Raw genomic sequence first — 16,808 nt, 5'->3', positions numbered from 1 at the left:
AGCTTGCGCACGATGTCCTCGGCAGAGTTGCGTTTCCGTCCAGCCATGTTCTCCATCGTCCTATCCGCCCAGCTCATGGGCAACAAGACTCTAAAACGAGATGGCCCCGTTCACTGGGGACACGCCACCGCGCCTGATTCGTTCGTGCAGTGCGGAGTGCGGTCATAATGTCGGCCGGTAGCGGAAGGGTACGACGCGAGCGAGCAGACTTGGGATCGCCTATGACGGTGGCTCGTCCTCTCACGACGACGCGACCGGCCGCTACCGTTACCGTCCCATCGTCGAAGTTAACCCGATCCCATGTCAGCCCCAGCACCTCAGATCGCCGCCATCCGGCGAGGGTCAGCAGCCAGCACGCATAGAGCCGGTCACCTGACACTTGTCGCCGGAACTGCTCGGACTCGGCGGGCTGCCAGAACTTCATTTCCGTGTGAGCGACCGAGGGGCGGTCGATCAGCTGGGCGACATTGCGAGCGATCAGACCGCGTTTGACGGCGGTCGTCAACGCCGACGACAGTACCGTCAGCATCGTGCACACGGTGCGTGGCGAGACACCTCCGGGCACTGCCGGGATTGCTGGTTCGCTCGAACATGCAGCGGCGTAACGGCCGCGTTCAGGACGGACGACATCACCAGCCGCCAGTAGGCGATCCACGTAGACGGCAGTGTGGGGCACGAGGCCGTGCTCGCCTCGCTCGGGATGGACGGCGACGAGCGCCACGATCGGATGATCCGCGCCGCGATTCGATGCGGTGATGCGCCAGAATCGTTTACCGTGCACCTGCCCTACGACTGACTAGCTCAGCCTCACCGCCGATACTTGCCCACAGGCGGTAGTGGCGTCCAGTCGGATTCACCCAGCGCGACCGTTCCACTGGGTTCGACTGAATTCGTTCTCCACCCATCGGTTCCGTTCGCGAATCGCGCTGCGTGTGCTCGCGCCCTGTTGCGACGGATCGAACCAGGCACTGGCATACCGTCATCGCCCCAATCCGGCGTTGCCATTTCCTCGGCTAACCAGAGGGCGAACTCGTTGCTCTTGGCGTGGTACTCATCAACCTCGGTGCGAACCGCGTCCTTCACCTGATCCCAGAACCACCCGTAGAAGGTTCTCGCTCGTGACTGATACTTCTCGATCAGGGGAAGGAACTCGACGTCACCCTTCTGGGTGTTCAGGAATCGTTTCGCGGCACCACTCCACTTGGAGTATTTGTTCAGCTCTGCACGCAGAAGGTCGACCCGATTGATTTGCCGCATCGGGGCTGGCGGGCGGTGGCTGAATGTAGTTCCGATCGACATCACGGGCACCGCATAGTGAACGGTGAAGTTGCGCAAGTCGAACAGGAATTTGATGTCGTCGTCCCCGAACAGCTTCGTGACTGTCGGTTCATAGGTTTCGGCTTCCCACACCGTCCTGGAGTCGGAGGAGCTGCTGCGCTGTTCGGCGGGAATCCGTGTCGGCCAGAGCTTGCGATGGGTCGCGCGCTGGACGTCCCGCAGTGTTGCTACAGATGCCAGGTAATTGTGAAAGAGGCGCACAGTCTCGTGCTCGAACTCGTCGGAAAGGTCGTTCACATGCTGGCGTCTACCCACGAATGTCGAGATGTGGTGCACGAGCTCTTCACCGTTCGTCCCGAACAGCCGCGATGTCCGGTTCAGACCCTCGAACCGTTCGTGGTGGTACTTGCCCGGAAGTAGTTCGAGCTGAGCCAGCCGCTGCTCACGCTCGATGCCCCATGCAGCCTTGTGGGACCGCTCAGCATTCACGCGCCACCTGCCCATCGTTCGACGGAGTTTCCGGAGTATCTACGCAGCTTGCATGGGTACGATGCCAGCAACACTTCTGGCTGCGCCATTTCGTTTCTCAAAGCGGTCGCCGAGCTTTCTACAAGTTCCCATCCTCACGAGGCCGCGCAATCCTGCCCCTTCAGCGAGCCGACTAGCCTCCCGGACACTGTCGTTGCCATCACGAAACAACGGGATTACGGGTTGGCCCAATCTCGCATGTCAGCGGAGTAATCGAATGTCAGACCCATCCGACTCCACCACTCAACCGCTAGCGCAGATGCCGTGTCGCAAGCCCACGACGCACACCCGGCACCGAGGCACTTGTTTGGAAACCACGGATCACCCGGCAATCGACTGTCCGCGAACCTGTTCTTCAATTGCCTTTCGAAGCGGTGTTCGTCCGCGTGGTCGTGCCACTCCGGCTTGAAGTGCACTAGTTCGTTACGAAGCCGGACGAGGAGGGCCGCACTCTGGACGGGATCGCGACCCGTTTCGAGCCGGGGCTTTCCGACGCAAAGAAGAGCCAGCTGATATTTGTCGATGACCGTGAGTTTGGTGTCCAGCCTGGCGTCCGTCCACAGCGTCCGCATTAGGGATTGTGCTGCCTCGGTGATGCCCTCGGTGCGGGAGTTTGGCTGGCCCTGCTCGGTGTCTGCCACGTCCTGAAAGACCTGGTTCACGAGGCATTCGAGATATGCCACCGATGACAACACCGCTGTGACGGCGTGTGAACGGTGCTCGACGACGTTTCCGACTTGCGTCTTCCGCAACGCCGTCTCGACCTCGCCGCATAGACGAGCCGCGTGCTGGGCAGTCCACAAGTGCTGTGTCGCGAGATAGTGACGGGAAGCAACGCCCACTGAGACCTCGATTCCGAACACATCGACTCCCCACTTCGAGGGGGCTAATCTTGCACGTCAACTGGACGGTACGCCACGCACGATCAGCGACGTCTGATCTTCGAATCCGAGTGGTGACTGTCCCAGCGCCATGAGGCTTAAGAGGTATAGGAGGCCGAACGGGATCGCGGCAGACCGCGCCTGGTTCCTCGCTACCATCTGGGTCTAACTTCGTGCATTATCTCGGGTATGCCCTCGATCGCGGCTCCCGTCGAAGTCTCCGTGCTTCGGTGGGCTCGGGAATCGTGCGGTCTGTCCCAGCTGGCTGCATCCAGGAAGCTGGGTCTCGCGGACGATCGCGTATCCGCATGGGAGGACGGCACGGCGACGCCATCGATTGCGCAGCTTCGCAAGGCAGCGGAGGTCTACCGCCGTTCGCTCGCAGTCTTTTTCCTGTCGGAACCCCCCGTGGAGTTCGACACACTGCGTGACTTCCGAAGGATCGCTGGTTCAGTCGAGGGGGAGTGGTCACCAGCGCTGCACGACGAATTCCGTCGCGGACACACACAGCGAGACTTTGCTATCGAATTGGCGGAAACTGAAGACAGAGAACTCCCATTCACCTGGCGTATACCCATCTCGGGGCCGGACAGCGATAACGATATTGCCGCTCGCAGTCGTCGAACGCTTCTCGACCTAGGTCCTCTATCGCTTCCCGGAGCCTCCGGCACGCCGTACGACTTCCTCAACACGTGGGTCGCCGCTGTCGAGGCGGCGGGGGTTCTCGTCCTGAACACCAAAGGCGGCAAGGTCTCGCGCGAGGAGATGCGCGCCTTCTCGCTGTACTTCGACGTGCTGCCGGTGATCGTACTTAACGGAGCCGACGCCCCGCGGGGTCGGTTGTTCTCGCTGCTGCACGAGTTCGCGCACCTGGCGCTGCACACAGAGGGCCTGTGCGATACGACATCCGATGCGAAGGCGGTGACGCCGAACCGGAGCCTGGAGGCGCGGTGCAACGCCATCGCCGCCATGGTTCTCATGCCGGGGGACCAGGTGCGCGGTAGACCGGAAGTGATCGCACGGGTCTCTACGCCCGAGGCGTGGGACTACGTGGCGCTCAGGCAGGCGGCTGCACCGTTCGGTGTGAGCGCCGAAGCGTTCTTGCGACGGCTCAGTACGTTGGAGATCGTTCCTGTGTCGTACTACGAACGTCGGCGCGACGAGTACGTGGCCGCGTACGAGAAGGACGATGCGGCGCGGCCACTAGGCGGAAACTGGTACCGGAACACTGTTCGTGACCTGGGTAAGGGGTACGTCCGCGCGGTCACGGATGCGCACAGGAGACGTGTGATCGACAGCAATACCGCTGCTATTTACTTGAACGCGAAGGTCGGCCAGATCGCGAAGCTGGCCGAGAACGCCGCGTTACGTGAGGCCGGTTAGTGGCACCCTATTCTTTCGACACTAGCTCGATACTGAACGGCCGTCGCGACCTGTTTCGTCCCACGGTGTTCGTTCGGCTGTGGGAGCAGATCGAGGCGAGCATCGCGAGCGGTGACATCCGAGCAATAGACGAAGTGAACAACGAGCTGTCTAAGCGAGACGACGACGCCAAGAAATGGGCGGACAAACAGAGCGGCCTTTTCGTGCCGATCGAGGACGACGTTCAGAGCGCCACCACGGCCATCCTGAAGGCTCACCCCGATCTCGTGAGGGCAGGAGGCAAGCGCAGCGGTGGTGACCCATTCGTCATTGCGCTCGCGATGGCTCGCAACGGGGTGGTCGTCTCCGAGGAAACGCGATCCGGCAACCTCTCCAAGCCGAGGATCCCCGATGTGTGTGACTCGCTGGGTGTCCCGGTTCTGAACCTCATGGGCTTCATCGAGTCGCAGCGCTGGACGTTCTGACCGAACCCCCGCCAGTGTGCCGCCAGTGTGCCAAGACGCAACAATTCGGCACGGCACGCACTGGACCTACTGGACACTCGACGGTCTTGACCTGGAGTTATTGGACGGGGCTCGACACACTAGACGGCTCGAATGCCATTTACACACCAGCGGTCGGGGGTCGAACCCCTCTGCGCCCACCATTTTCACGACTCTCGGCTTACCCTCTGATGACGGTGCCTCGCCCGACAGTCCGTCTCGGCCTTGGTGTTACCTTCGATCCGCACCCGACAGCACAGACACGAGGCGGACGACGTGACCCGGTACGAAGCACTGACCGAACTCCTCGACGAGAGGTACTCGTGCCGACAGTTTCTGTCGAAGCAGGTCTCGCGTGAGGTACTCGAACAGCTACTGTCTGCCGCCCGGCGCACACCTTCGTGGTCCAACACCCAGTCGTGGCAGATCATCGTGACCGAGGGCGACGCCACCCGCAAGTTCTCCGAGGCATTGGTGGAGCACGTGACATCCGGGGTGCCGCAGCCGGACTTCCCGTTTCCGGCCAACTACAACGCCCTGCACCGAGCGCGCAGACGCGAATGCGGTGGCGCTCTGTACGAGAGCATCGGTGTGGTGAAGTCCGACACCGAGGCGACGACTCGTCAGTTCATTCGCAATTTCGAGCTGTTCGACGCCCCGCACGCAGCCATCATCACCACCGACGCCGATCTCGGTGTCTACGGCGCTGTCGACTGTGGGTTGTATCTGCAGACTTTTCTGCTGGCCGCCCAGAGTCTCGGTCTTGCAGCGATCGCGCAAGCAGCCCTGGCCGCGTACTCACCGTTTCTACACGAATGGTTCGACATCCCCGACACTCGAAAAGTGGTGGCCGGCATCTCCTTCGGTTATCCCGACGAGACTCACCCGATCAATGGATTCCGTACCAGCCGAGCACCTCTGGACGAGACGGTGCGGTTCGTCAGCAATTAGGGAGCGAGCTGCGGCCCGAACTTGGCCTCGATCTCGGCGAAGTACGCGTCGGCCAATGCGACGAACTGCTTCTCGTCGAGTGCGATGGTGTCGCCGACGGCGTACCCGAGAATGCTCTTCTTCGGGTCGAGGTCGATCGTCGGATCGCTGGTCATCACGTCGTCTGCTGCTGTCATCGACGCGGCCAGTACCCGGACCTCGTTGAGCGGATTGCCGTTCTTCTTCTCCTGCCCACGCATCCGGTGCAAGAAGTACACCTCCAGCGTCAGCACGAGATTGTTGAAGAAAGCGACGTCGAATGCCTCGTCCACGTCGGTGGTCGTCGTTCGATTCGACGCAACCGCACGGTAGGTGGCCAGCTGAGAATCGAGGCGCGCACGGCAGGCGTCGATGTATTCGCGTGGGTACGACTTCACGGACAGCACGGGGGAGATGCTAATCGGCGTCGTAGGTGGACGCAGGGCAAACGTCAGCCCCGAAGACGACCAACCAACTCGGTACCGACATCCGTGCCCGAACGCCATGCGCTTTCCACTCTGGGCGCTCCGGATGCACACCATTGATCGCCGGCGAACCCGACGAGTCGTCCGTCGCGCTGCTCGAGCGCACACGTGGAATCGTGCTGCGACGCAGGCTTTGCGAACGTCCATCGATGGGCGTGCGTCCAACTGGGTGCTGCAGAGACGACCGATAGTTCGCGCAATGCGTCGAGAACCGGGGCGATCGCACCGTCGGGATTCTCGAGATGCTGCTGCGCTCGCTCCGACGTGGTGTGCACCACCAGAACCGGAGCGCCGTCGCCGCGGCGAGCACCGTCGTCGACGACAAAATCGATATCGGGATGATCGTTGACGAACGCTGCGTCACGGAAGGGGATGTCGAGCCCGTCGAACCCGCACGCCACCGCGATCACCGGTTCGTAGTCGACGGCATCTGGAACTGCGGTCAGTCGCGTTGCCTGCGGATCTGGCATGGCGACCACTACGTGGCCGTCGGGCAATTCGGTCAACTCGGTGGAATGTTGGATGTCGAAGCCGTCGAGCATGTTTCGTACCAACGATCGCAGCCCGCCCGGGGTGGCCCAGCGAACCGGTCCGGTCGTGGTGCACGGTGCCGTCTCGGGCTTGAGGATGCCGAACGTGTTGGCCCACTGCCGCGCCAATCCGCCTGACTCCCATTCGGCGACCAGCGTCGAGAATTCCTGATCACGAACGGTGAAATATCCCGCCCCCAGATCGACACGACGGCCGTGCAACTCCGGCGACGACATCCGCCCACCCGGAGCTCGGCCTCGGTCGATGATGCGGAACGGCACGTTTGCGTCGCGAAGAACCCGCGCACAGGCCGCGCCGGCTATGCCCGCACCGACGATGGTGACCGGATCGGTGATGGTGCCCGCTTCGGAGTTCATCGGTCCAGTATGCCGGGATCAGTCGGTCGCGTCGGTGAGCTCGAGGAATGCGGTGCCGTGGGACGAGATCGGGCCGCCGGTCCGGCCTGTTCGCAAGGTCCGCGACGGTGAACATCACGAGCCCGCTTTGACGAATCGAGAGGTATCGATTGTGCTGCGATGTGTGTGGAAATGCCTGCCCCGCAGACATTCTGGACATATCGGTCACTCTCTGCGTCGGCGTTCATTTTTATGTTCAACTTCAGGGATGTCCATCACGGAGAAGCCGGACACCGGCGAGCAAGGACTCGGTACCAGCCTGAAACCACGGCACGTGACGATGATTTCGATAGCCGGGGTCATCGGCGCGGGATTGTTCGTGGGTTCGGCCAACGCCATCGCGACGGCAGGCCCGGCCGTGCTGCTGGCGTACCTGTTCGCGGGAACACTCGTGATCCTGGTGATGCGCATGCTGGGGGAGATGGCGACGGCCAATCCCGACACCGGCTCGTTCTCCACGTATGCCACTCGCGCGCTCGGTCACTGGGCCGGCTTCTCGGTCGGTTGGCTCTACTGGTGGTTCTGGGTGTTGGTGATCCCGGTCGAAGCCACCGCGGCTGCATCCATTCTCACCAACTGGCTCGGCGGAGCCCAATGGATGTGGGCACTGCTCATCGTCATTGCCCTCACCGCGACAAACCTGATCAGCGTCGGCAACTACGGCGAATTCGAGTTCTGGTTCGCGCTGGTCAAGGTCGTGGCGATCATCGCGTTCATCGGCCTCGGGATCGCGGCCATTCTGGGATGGCTACCCGATTCGGAAGTCAGTGGTGTGGACCAACTCTGGGCCTCGGGTGGATTCATGCCTCTCGGGTTCGGCGCGGTGATCGCGGCCATGCTGACGACGATGTTCTCGTTCATGGGCTCGGAAATCGTCACCATCGCCGCGGCCGAATCCAAGGACCCGGCAAAGGGCATCACCCGCGCCACCAACTCGGTCATCTGGCGAATTTCGATCTTCTACTTCGGTTCCATCTTCGTCATCGTCGCGCTGGTGCCCTGGAACGAACTGGACCCGAACACGGGCTCGTACCAGTACGTGCTGTCCAAGATGGGAATCCCGCATGCCGACACCATCATGGACATCGTCATTCTGACCGCTGTTGCGTCGTGCCTGAATTCGGCGCTCTACACCGCGTCGCGCATGCTGTATTCGCTCGGCGATCGAGGCGACGCACCGAGGGCGGTCAAGAAGATCACCACGAACGGGGTGCCGTGGATTGCGGTGATCGCCTCGATGGTGCTCGGGTTCCTCGCCGTGGTCGGAAACTACATCCTGCCCGAGAAACTCTTCACCTATCTGCTGGCGACCACGGGTGCTGTCGCGCTCTTCGTCTACCTCGCCATCGCCAGCAGCCAACTGGTGCTACGGCGTCACCTCGACCGCGACGGCGAACGTCCTGCCGTTCGGATGTGGCTGTATCCGTGGCTGACCTACCTGGCCATCGGATTCATCGTGTTCGTCCTGGTGATGATGGTGGTGCGGCCGGAGCAGCGGTCGTCGATCCTGCTCTCGGCCGTCCTCGCCGCAGTGACTGTGATCGGCGGAATTGTGGTGCAACGCCGAAATGCGCGGCGCGACACGGTGGCCGCCCGCGCATCCGACTAGATCCCCGCGTACACCTGGCGGTACAGATCGACGATCTGCTCCGCCGTCGGAATGACCGGATTGTTGCCCGGACTACCCGAGGCGAGAGCCTGCTCGGCCATGAGCGGCAATAGCTCGTCCCACTTCGCCCTGTCGATACCGAAGGTCTGCGGCGTCGGAACCTCCACCTCACGGCACAATGTGACGATCGCATCCTGCAACTTGCCACCGGCGACCTGATCGGAGTCGCCTTCCGATGCCGCACCGAGCGCACGAGCGCAGTCGGCGTAACGCGCCTGCGCCCCGTCGATGGAGAATGCGGTGACAGCAGGCAACAGCATCGCGTTGGACAGCCCGTGTGCCACATGGAAATGCGCGCCGATCGGTCGACTCATCCCGTGCACCAGGCAGACGCTCGCATTGGAGAATGCCATTCCCGCCTGCGTCGAGGCATGCATCATCGCCTCGCGCGCCTGCCGGTCTTCGCCGTCCCGATACGCCCGCAGCAACGACGTCCCGATCGTGCGAATCGCGCTGAGCGACAAACCGTCGGAGATGGGGTTGGCCTTCTTGCTGACGTACGCCTCGATGGCGTGGGTCAGGGCATCGACCCCGGTGTCTGCGGTGAGACGAGCCGGCATCGACATGGTCAACTCGAAGTCGATGATCGAGGCGATCGGGAGGAACGACAGGCCGGGGCACAGCATCTTCTCGTCCGAGGCCACGTCGGTGATGATGGTGAACTGAGTTGCCTCCGAACCACTTCCGGCCGTGGTGGGAATGGCGATGATCGGAAGGGCCGGTCCGGTCGACAGCACCGGAGCCTTGAAGTCCCGCATCGTGCCACCCTGCACCGCGAGAATGGCCAGCGCCTTGGCAGTGTCCATCGGACTGCCACCGCCGAACCCGATGATCGAATCGGCCGAATGCTGCTGCACCGCTTCGAGTCCCGCGACCAACGAATCCGTGGTCGGATCCGGAACGGTGCCCGAGAACAGTGCCGGTGTCTTCCCGGCCTCGGTCATGATCGTCATCAAACGATCTGCCGAGCCGTTGCCGGCCATGAACGCATCGGTGACGAGCAACGGCCGTGACACGCCGAGGTCGGTCAGAACCGTCCCCAGCTCGTCGACGGCACCCCCGCCCAGCTTGAGGAACCGAGGAAACGAAATATTGGCAACCATGGTGTGCTCCTTCGAGGTGTGACCATGTGCGCGGAAATTCGTAGTCTGCTACGAAGTTCCGCGCACATGCGTCAGCTCTTTTTCGGGGGTCAGCTGTTCTCGGGGCTCAGCTGTTTTCAGGGAAGCCGAGGTTGATGCCGCCGTGGCTGGGGTCGAGCCAGCGACTGGTGACTGCTTTGCCACGAGTGAAGAAGTGGACGCCCTCGATGCCGTGGGCGTGGCTGTCGCCGAAGAGGGAGTTCTTCCACCCACCGAAGCTGTAGTACGCCATGGGAACCGGGATGGGGACGTTGATGCCGACCATGCCGACCTCGACCTCGTTCTGGAAGCGTCGGGCGGCCCCACCGTCGTTGGTGAAGATGGCGGTGCCGTTGCCGTACGGGTTCTCGTTGATCAGCCGCAGGGCATCGTCGTAGGTGTCGACGCGCACGACCGAGAGGACGGGGCCGAAGATCTCGTCGGTGTAGATGCTCATGTCGGGAGTCACGTTGTCGATGAGGGTGGGGCCGAGCCAGAATCCGTCGGTCCCACCGTCGGGCCGGACGGTGCGGCCGTCGACGACGAGGGTGGCCCCGGCCGCTTCGCCTGCGTCGACGTACGAGGCGACCTTGTCACGGTGCGCCTTGGTGACCAGCGGTCCCATGTCTGCCCCGCGGGTTCCGTCGCCGGTGACCAGCGGGGTGGTGCGCTCGGCGATCTTGGCGACGAGTTCGTCGGCGATGTTCCCCACGGCGACGAGTGCGGAGATGGCCATGCACCGTTCGCCTGCGGATCCGAAGCCAGCGTTGACCATGGCGTCGGCGGCGAGGTCGAGATCTGCATCGGGGAGCACGACGGCGTGGTTCTTGGCCCCGCCGAGGGCCTGGACGCGCTTTCCGTTGGCGGTGCCGGTGGAGTACACGTACTGGGCGATGGGGGTCGAGCCGACAAAGGATATCGACTTGATCTTCTTGTTCTCGAGCAGCTCGTCGACTGCCACCTTGTCGCCCTGCAGGACGTTGAACACGCCGTCGGGCAGGCCCGCCTCGGCCCAGAGCCGGGCGAGCCAGATGCTCGCACTCGGGTCTTTCTCGGAGGGCTTGAGTACCACGGTGTTGCCGGCGGCGATGGCGATCGGGAAGAACCACATCGGGACCATGGCGGGAAAGTTGAAGGGAGAGATGATGCCGACCGGTCCGAGCGGCTGACGGATGGAGTAGACGTCGACCCCGGTCGACGCATTCTCGGTGTATCCGCCCTTGAGTAGATGTGCCATGCCGCAAGCGAATTCGACGACTTCCTGGCCACGTGAGATCTCACCGAGTGCATCGGAGAGGACCTTCCCGTGTTCGGCGGTGATGATCTCGGCGAGCTCGTTCTTCCTCGCGTTCAACAGCTCTCGGAACGAGAACAGGATGGAGGTTCGCTTGGCGAGGGAGGTATCGCGCCACGCCGGGAATGCGGCCGCGGCGGCGTCGATGACCGCGCGGGCGTCGCCGGTGTCGGCCAACGCGAGTGTGCCGGTGACCTCGCCGGTCGCGGGGTTGGTGACGGGGGAAGTCCGGTCGGAGGTGCCGGAGTAGGTCTTGCCATCGATCCAGTGCGCAATGACGTCGGTCAACGTTCGATCCTTCCATCGGTGTGTCCCGAGTCTCACTCGTACGGATGCACATGTCAAAGGCTAAAACCGCAGATCGCTGTGCAGAAATGCACACCGCAGATAGTCTCGGTGGGTGTTCAACGCAGACCATCTCCGCTACTTCCTCGAAGTGTCGAGGACCGGGCGTCTGACCGACGCCTCGCACACTCTCGGCGTGGACCACACCACCGTCGGTCGGCGCATCACGGCGCTCGAGAAATCGGCCGGGCAGCGCCTGTTCGACAGAACCCCGTCGGGTTGGCGACTCACCGAGGCGGGTCGACGCCTCGTCGGATATGCGGAGACCGTCGAATCGACACTCATCGCCGCCTTCGAGGATCAGACCTCCGACACCGGCTCCCTACGAGGGACCGTGCGCATCGCGGCCCCGGACGGTTTCGGAGCGTTCGTTCTGACACCGAAACTCGGTGTACTCAGAGACAAGCACCCGGATCTCGACATCGAACTGGTCACCGCGACCGAGCACAACTCGTTGGCCACCAGGGAATTCGATATCGCAATCACATTGGAGCGGCCGTCCCCGAGATTCGTGGAGACCCGCAGGCTGGCGACGTACTCGCTCGAGCTCTACGCCACCGAAACGTATCTCGCCACTGGGTCGCCGATCCGTACCGTCGACGACCTGCGAGAGCACACGCTGATCTCGTACGTCGATGCGCTGCTCGATGTCGCACCGCTGCGAATTCTGGACTCGATCCTGCCCGAGGGCCGAGCGCAGATACAGACCAACAACATCACCGGGCAATGGATCGCGGCGAGGTCCGGGGTGGGAATTGCTCCTTTGCCCAGCTACATCGGTGAGCCGGATGAGGCCCTCGTGTCCGTGTTGCCCGGCGTCTTCTCGGTCGAGCGGACGTATTGGACGGTGGTGCCGCGAGAGCTGACCGGTCTGGCACGGGTGAAGGCCGTGGACGAGTTTCTCCGGTCGGTTGTGATCGACGAGCAGCATCTCTTTCCTGTGCCGCAGTAACTACGGGAGAAGCGCACAGCCCGAGAGTGTCGGTGGCCGTTGATATTTGGACGTTCCGATGAGACGCGCGTCTCGTGATGACGGACACACGTGACGCCGACCTCAAAGAGGTGGAAACCACGAACTTAGGGGTAACAATCTGTTACAGACACATCCGCGCAGCGGATCCACACGAGATTCTGGGGGAATCATGACAATGTTCGTAATGGCAGCCGTCGGCTTCGTGGGAATGGCAATTGCACTGCTCAACGACGGAAGCGACATCGACTTTCGCAACCGTCAGTTGGCTGGTGCCTACCGTCACCGTTGGGCCTGACACTCCGGTGTCCTGATCCGGGTGTGCGCTTGACTAGATTCGAGCGATGCGGACACACCCCCGAGCGATAGGTTTGCTCGTCGGCTACGGCCTCGATCGAGTGTTCGCAGATCCACGACGCTGGCACCCGGTTGCAGGATTCGGCACCACGGCATTGCGCGTCGAACACATCCTCCACCGCGACAACCGCGCCGTCGGCGTCGTCCATTCGGTCGCGCTGATCGGCTCGGCGGCTGCGCTCGGCGTTGGGTCGAGTCGAGTGGCCGTACGCCTGGGTGCACCTGCTGAGGCCGCACTGATCGCGGTTGCCACCTGGGCCGCCCTGGGTGGAACGTCCCTGTCCAGGGTCGGCCGACGGATGGCAGATCACCTCGACAACGAAGACCTGGACAGTGCGCGCGCACTGCTGCCGTCGCTGTGTGGACGCGATCCGGATCTGCTCGACTCCGACGGCCTGGCACGCGCCGCGCTCGAATCCATCGCGGAGAACACCTCCGACGCGACGGTCGGTGTGTTGGTGTGGGGGGCTCTGGCCGGTGCTCCGGGGATCTTGGCCTACCGCGCAAGCAACACGCTCGACGCCATGATCGGCTACCGGTCTCCGAAGTATCTGCGCTTCGGTTGGGCCGCAGCGCGAATCGACGACGTTCTGAACTTGCTGCCGGCCCGCGTCACCGGCGTCGCGACGGTAACGGCAGCGCACTCGGTGCATGGTTCGCCCGCCCGAGCCCTGAAGATGTGGCGACGCGACGCGGCGAAGCATCCCAGCCCCAACGCAGGTGTCGCGGAGGCATCGGCTGCCGGTGCCCTGGGGCTGCAGCTCGGCGGCAGAACGCAGTACCGACACGGCGTCGAGAACAGACCGACCCTCGGTGACGGACCGTCGCCGACAGCACCGGATCTTCGTCGGGCGGTCGCACTGTCGACCCGAGTGCAGGAACTGTCGGCGGTCGCGTCAGCGATTCTTGCCGTAGCGATCGGCCAAGCGAGGATCCGACGGCGTCGTCGGGCGTGATGCCGCGCGCGCCCTGGCTCGCTTTTCGCGGCGGGTGGGCAGCGTGAATTCTTCTTCCTCGTCGGGACCGGCATCGTCTTCGGGATCGGCGTCCGGCTCGCCGGACATCGCGTCCGCGAGTTCGCCCCGTGAATTGCGGCGTTCCCGTATCTCCGCCCGAGCGAAATACGCCAGGCCCAGCGGTGCCATGATGCCGAACGCCAGCCACTGCAGACCGTAGGACAGATAGGGGCCTGCGTCGGTCTGCGGCAGTTCGATCAAGCCGAGACCGCCTGGCTGAGCGTCGTCGAGCTGGAGATATCCGTCGATGGCGTCGACTCCGACCGCCGCGCCGATCTGTTCCGGGTTGATGTTGTAGACCTGCAGCCGACCGTCGTCCTCGACGGGCTCGCGGGAAGTGCCCTCGGCTTGGCGTACCCGTGCGTTCAGAGTCACCTCACCGGCGGGTGCCGCCTCGAACTCGGGCGCTCTGGTTCCCTCCACCGGCAACACGTACCCGCGATTGACGAGCACGGTGGGCCCGCCGTCGATCACGAACGGGGTGATGACCTCGTATGCAGGCTGATCACGGATGCTCCGTAGCCGCACCAGCACATCGGAATCTGCGACATAGGACCCGGGGGCGATGACCCGACGCCACTCGTGCTCGGCCGGGAATCCGTCGGCCGTAATAATGTCGGAGATCGGCACCGGATCCGCATCGACGGATCGGGTGATCAGATCGTTGCGCTCGGACGTCGAGGTGTTCTTTCCCAACTGCCACGGAGCGAGCACGCTGAAGCACAGGAACGCGAAGGCCAGCACCACCGCAGCCAGCACCAACCATTTGGGTCGCAGCAAGAACGCTAACTTTCGCACTCCACCACGGTAGCCGGGTCAGCGAGAGAGCCGAGACCGTGCCCAGTCCAGCATGCCGGGAACGGCGCTTTCGATCTGCTGACGCACCTCGGCGAACGCCGAATCGGACGAGTAGTACGGATCGGCCACCGAGGAGTCGTCGGCGTCGGGATCGAACGACCGCAGCAACGCGACACGATCTGCAGGTGCACCGAGCTGCAGCAGGGCGCGCGCGTGGCCGGTATCGAGCGCGACGATCAGATCTGCCGCCAGATGATCCGGCCCGACCTGCGCCGCCGCATGCTCGCTGTCGTATCCGTGGGCATCGAGCTCGGCGACGGTTCGCGGATCTGCGCCGTCGCCCACGTGCCAACCACCGGTCCCGGCGCTCGAGACACGTACCGCCTCGCCCAGACCGGCGTCGCGCAGATGCCCCGCGAAGACCTTCTCTGCCATCGGCGACCGGCAGATGTTGCCGGTGCACACGAATGTCACATGCAGCGGCTCGTTCATTGCACGCTCGCCGTGTTCTGCTCCAGCACGGTGGCCAGTTCGTCCATGCTCGATGCGGTGAACGCGGCGTCGTCGCTCTCGCCGTCGATGCCGTAGCCCCACTCCACGTACACCGTGGGGATGCCGAATCGAGCGGCACCGTGCACGTCGTGGTCGCGATCACCGATCATGATCACCCCGGCGGTGCCGCCGTCCGCGGACTCCACCGGGTCGATGCCGAGGTTGGTCAGCGAGTGCGCGATCACATCGGACTTCGCCCGTCGGGTGCCGTCGTTGCTGGCACCGCCGATGAACTCGAAGTACCGCGACAGACCGAAGTGGTCCAGAATCCGAACGGCGAATCGCTCCGACTTCGACGTCGCGACGCCGAGGCGCACGCCGCGATCCTGTAAACGCGTCAACACCGTCTCGATGCCGTCGAACGCGGTGTTCTCGGCCCAGCCCCGCTCGTCGTAGCGCTGGAAGTACGCCGCCAATGCGCGCTGCGCCGCATCCTCGTCCAGGCCGAGCCCGCGCAACGTGTCGATCAGGGGTGGTCCGACGACCAGCGACAGCTGTTCCTCGGTCGGTTCGGGAGCCTCCACCGACGCCAATGCATGACGAAAACCGGCGTGAATTCCCGGTGCGGAATCGGTCAACGTCCCATCGAGATCGAACAGGACAACGGACGCGGGCACATCGACAGACATGGTCGAATCCTATCGGTGCGAGCTGTTTGCCGAAGGCGCGGCTACGCTCGTCGCGATGTCCGACTCAGCTGCCGATCCCGATGCGCTACTCCGTCACCACGGAGACGTCGAGGTAGATTCCGGATTCGTCGACTTCGCCGTCAACGTGCGGGGCGACGGTCCGCCGGCATGGCTTCGCGAGCGGCTTTCTGCGGCACTGAATTCGTTGGGTTCGTACCCGAGCGTGGCCGCGGACAGGGCCGCACGAGAGCAGGTGGCCGCACACCACGGCCGCTCACCGGACGAGGTACTGCTGCTCAGCGGTGGGGCCGAAGGTTTCTCGATGCTGCCGCGGCTGGGGCCCCAGCTCGTTGCGACGATCCACCCGTCGTTCACCGAGCCCGACTGGGTACTGGAGCAGGCTCGCGTCCCGGTCCACCGAGTGATCCTGCCGCCGCCTTTCGAACTCGATCCGACGCTCGTGCCCGACGCCGCCGACATGGTGATCATCGGCAACCCGACCAACCCCACGTCGGTCCTGCATCCCCGTGAGGCGGTCCTGAGTCTGCGTGAGTCGGGACGCACGCTGGTGGTCGACGAGGCTTTCGCCGACGCCGTTCTCGGGGCGGGGGAGTCCCTGGCGTCACAAAGCCTGGACGACGTGCTGGTTCTGCGCAGCCTGACGAAGACATGGGCGCTCGCGGGGTTGCGATGCGGATACGCATTGGGCCACCCCGACGTCCTCGCGAGGCTGCAGTACGGCCGCGCCCACTGGCCACTGGGGAGTCTGCAGCTCGAAGCGATCCGCGCCTGCACCGAACCGTTCGCCGTCGAACAGGCACGCGCCGAGTCCGAGCGCATCGACCGCGAACGCACCGCGATGATCCCGCGACTCGAAGCTCTTGGCCTCGACATCACCGGCCCGGCCCGCGCGCCGTTTCTGCTGATGCGCGTCGACGGTGCCGACCTCGTTCGAGAACGCCTGCGCACGTTGGGTATCGCGGTGCGACGGGCAGATACGTTCCCAGGGCTCGACCGTCACCACCTGCGCGTCGCGGTACGGGACTCGAAGCAGGTCGACATACTGGTGGACGCGTTGAACACCGTTCTGTGAGGAGAGCAGCG

At 63.6% G+C, this 16,808-nt stretch carries 17 protein-coding genes; 8 read left to right on the top strand and 9 right to left on the bottom strand.

The genetic code is table 11. The features are described 5' to 3' along the window. Window positions 1-807: 807 nt before the first annotated feature. Together MTX35_RS11620 and MTX35_RS11615 are read right to left on the bottom strand one after the other, a co-directional pair. Window positions 808-1,575: a hypothetical protein gene (locus tag MTX35_RS11620; protein ID WP_243595082.1), complete on the bottom strand. Its 768-nt coding sequence runs from the start codon at window positions 1,573-1,575 to the stop codon at window positions 808-810. Between the two features lie 407 nt (window positions 1,576-1,982). Next, window positions 1,983-2,669 (bottom strand): hypothetical protein, encoded by a 687-nt coding sequence (locus MTX35_RS11615; RefSeq protein WP_243595081.1) that lies wholly within the window; start codon window positions 2,667-2,669, stop codon window positions 1,983-1,985. A 207-nt stretch (window positions 2,670-2,876) separates the two neighbouring features. Here MTX35_RS11615 and MTX35_RS11610 point away from each other — a divergent pair, with 207 nt between their 5' ends. The 3 genes from MTX35_RS11610 (at window position 2,877) to MTX35_RS11600 (ending at window position 5,503) form a co-directional block, all read left to right on the top strand. Further along, complete coding sequence (locus tag MTX35_RS11610; protein ID WP_243595080.1) at window positions 2,877-4,070, top strand: XRE family transcriptional regulator; 1,194 nt, start codon at window positions 2,877-2,879, stop codon at window positions 4,068-4,070. After that, on the top strand, window positions 4,070-4,534 hold the full coding sequence (locus MTX35_RS11605; protein ID WP_243609671.1) for a DUF4411 family protein: 465 nt from the start codon (window positions 4,070-4,072) through the stop codon (window positions 4,532-4,534). Before MTX35_RS11610 ends, MTX35_RS11605 begins: the two co-directional genes overlap by 1 nt. A 294-nt stretch (window positions 4,535-4,828) precedes the next feature. Beyond that, entirely contained in the window at window positions 4,829-5,503 is a 675-nt protein-coding gene (locus MTX35_RS11600; RefSeq protein ID WP_243595078.1) for a nitroreductase, read from the top strand. Here MTX35_RS11600 and MTX35_RS11595 read toward each other — a convergent pair. Together MTX35_RS11595 and MTX35_RS11590 are read right to left on the bottom strand one after the other, a co-directional pair. Further along, window positions 5,500-5,928: a hypothetical protein gene (locus MTX35_RS11595; protein WP_243595077.1), complete on the bottom strand. Its 429-nt coding sequence runs from the start codon at window positions 5,926-5,928 to the stop codon at window positions 5,500-5,502. The two genes, MTX35_RS11600 and MTX35_RS11595, sit on opposite strands and share 4 nt — an antisense overlap. A 44-nt stretch (window positions 5,929-5,972) precedes the next feature. Beyond that, complete coding sequence (locus MTX35_RS11590; protein WP_243595076.1) at window positions 5,973-6,914, bottom strand: NAD(P)/FAD-dependent oxidoreductase; 942 nt, start codon at window positions 6,912-6,914, stop codon at window positions 5,973-5,975. A 247-nt stretch (window positions 6,915-7,161) separates the two neighbouring features. Between MTX35_RS11590 and MTX35_RS11585 the strand changes: the two genes are divergently transcribed. Further along, entirely contained in the window at window positions 7,162-8,562 is a 1,401-nt protein-coding gene (locus MTX35_RS11585) for an amino acid permease (RefSeq protein ID WP_243595075.1), read from the top strand. Here MTX35_RS11585 and MTX35_RS11580 read toward each other — a convergent pair. Together MTX35_RS11580 and MTX35_RS11575 are read right to left on the bottom strand one after the other, a co-directional pair. Beyond that, complete coding sequence (locus MTX35_RS11580; RefSeq protein WP_243595074.1) at window positions 8,559-9,725, bottom strand: iron-containing alcohol dehydrogenase; 1,167 nt, start codon at window positions 9,723-9,725, stop codon at window positions 8,559-8,561. The genes MTX35_RS11585 and MTX35_RS11580 overlap by 4 nt on opposite strands. 106 nt (window positions 9,726-9,831) lie before the next feature. Next, window positions 9,832-11,325, bottom strand: coding sequence for a CoA-acylating methylmalonate-semialdehyde dehydrogenase (locus tag MTX35_RS11575; protein ID WP_243595073.1), 1,494 nt, complete (start codon window positions 11,323-11,325; stop codon window positions 9,832-9,834). 112 nt (window positions 11,326-11,437) lie between these two features. On the opposite strand from MTX35_RS11575, the gene MTX35_RS11570 reads away from it, so the two are divergent. From MTX35_RS11570 to MTX35_RS11565, 3 genes are all read left to right on the top strand, one after another. Continuing rightward, window positions 11,438-12,334, top strand: coding sequence for a LysR family transcriptional regulator (locus MTX35_RS11570; RefSeq protein ID WP_243595072.1), 897 nt, complete (start codon window positions 11,438-11,440; stop codon window positions 12,332-12,334). 190 nt (window positions 12,335-12,524) lie between these two features. Further along, window positions 12,525-12,650, top strand: a complete 126-nt coding sequence (locus MTX35_RS25700) for a hypothetical protein (RefSeq protein ID WP_256978899.1) — start codon at window positions 12,525-12,527, stop codon at window positions 12,648-12,650. Window positions 12,651-12,696: 46 nt separating this feature from the next. After that, the gene (locus MTX35_RS11565) at window positions 12,697-13,665 is read left to right on the top strand and encodes a cobalamin biosynthesis protein (protein WP_243595071.1); all 969 of its coding nucleotides are present in this window, start codon (window positions 12,697-12,699) and stop codon (window positions 13,663-13,665) included. On the opposite strand, the gene MTX35_RS11560 is transcribed toward MTX35_RS11565, so the two are convergent. The 3 genes from MTX35_RS11560 to MTX35_RS11550 are packed head-to-tail and all read right to left on the bottom strand — an operon-like array spanning window position 13,606 to window position 15,704. Next, window positions 13,606-14,523: an SURF1 family protein gene (locus tag MTX35_RS11560; protein WP_243595070.1), complete on the bottom strand. Its 918-nt coding sequence runs from the start codon at window positions 14,521-14,523 to the stop codon at window positions 13,606-13,608. The two genes, MTX35_RS11565 and MTX35_RS11560, sit on opposite strands and share 60 nt — an antisense overlap. Window positions 14,524-14,541: 18 nt before the next feature. Beyond that, window positions 14,542-15,015, bottom strand: coding sequence for a low molecular weight protein-tyrosine-phosphatase (locus tag MTX35_RS11555; protein ID WP_243595069.1), 474 nt, complete (start codon window positions 15,013-15,015; stop codon window positions 14,542-14,544). Continuing rightward, window positions 15,012-15,704 carry an HAD-IA family hydrolase gene (locus MTX35_RS11550; protein WP_243595068.1) on the bottom strand — a complete coding sequence of 231 codons (693 nt, stop codon included), beginning with the start codon at window positions 15,702-15,704 and terminating at the stop codon, window positions 15,012-15,014. The genes MTX35_RS11555 and MTX35_RS11550 overlap by 4 nt, the downstream gene beginning before the upstream one ends. A 55-nt stretch (window positions 15,705-15,759) precedes the next feature. On the opposite strand from MTX35_RS11550, the gene cobC reads away from it, so the two are divergent. Continuing rightward, window positions 15,760-16,797, top strand: coding sequence for an Rv2231c family pyridoxal phosphate-dependent protein CobC (gene cobC / locus MTX35_RS11545; RefSeq protein ID WP_243595067.1), 1,038 nt, complete (start codon window positions 15,760-15,762; stop codon window positions 16,795-16,797). Window positions 16,798-16,808 lie beyond the last annotated feature (11 nt).

The sequence above is a fragment of the Rhodococcus sp. ARC_M12 genome (assembly GCF_022810385.1).
Lineage (GTDB): Bacteria > Actinomycetota > Actinomycetes > Mycobacteriales > Mycobacteriaceae > Rhodococcoides > Rhodococcoides navarretei.
Note: the sequence above shows the minus strand (reverse complement) of the source record. Positions and strands in the feature narration are given on the sequence as shown.

What these genes read in the sequence shown, in the direction of transcription:
- MTX35_RS11580 (WP_243595074.1), bottom strand. Translation starts at nt 9,725, where the DNA reads ATGGTTGCCAATATTTCGTTTCCTCGGTTCCTCAAGCTGGGCGGGGGT.
- MTX35_RS11590 (WP_243595076.1), bottom strand. Translation starts at nt 6,914, where the DNA reads ATGAACTCCGAAGCGGGCACCATCACCGATCCGGTCACCATCGTCGGT.
- MTX35_RS25700 (WP_256978899.1), top strand. Translation starts at nt 12,525, where the DNA reads ATGACAATGTTCGTAATGGCAGCCGTCGGCTTCGTGGGAATGGCAATT.
- MTX35_RS11610 (WP_243595080.1), top strand. Translation starts at nt 2,877, where the DNA reads ATGCCCTCGATCGCGGCTCCCGTCGAAGTCTCCGTGCTTCGGTGGGCT.
- MTX35_RS11555 (WP_243595069.1), bottom strand. Translation starts at nt 15,015, where the DNA reads ATGAACGAGCCGCTGCATGTGACATTCGTGTGCACCGGCAACATCTGC.
- MTX35_RS11565 (WP_243595071.1), top strand. Translation starts at nt 12,697, where the DNA reads ATGCGGACACACCCCCGAGCGATAGGTTTGCTCGTCGGCTACGGCCTC.
- MTX35_RS11550 (WP_243595068.1), bottom strand. Translation starts at nt 15,704, where the DNA reads ATGTCTGTCGATGTGCCCGCGTCCGTTGTCCTGTTCGATCTCGATGGG.
- cobC (WP_243595067.1), top strand. Translation starts at nt 15,760, where the DNA reads ATGTCCGACTCAGCTGCCGATCCCGATGCGCTACTCCGTCACCACGGA.
- MTX35_RS11585 (WP_243595075.1), top strand. Translation starts at nt 7,162, where the DNA reads ATGTCCATCACGGAGAAGCCGGACACCGGCGAGCAAGGACTCGGTACC.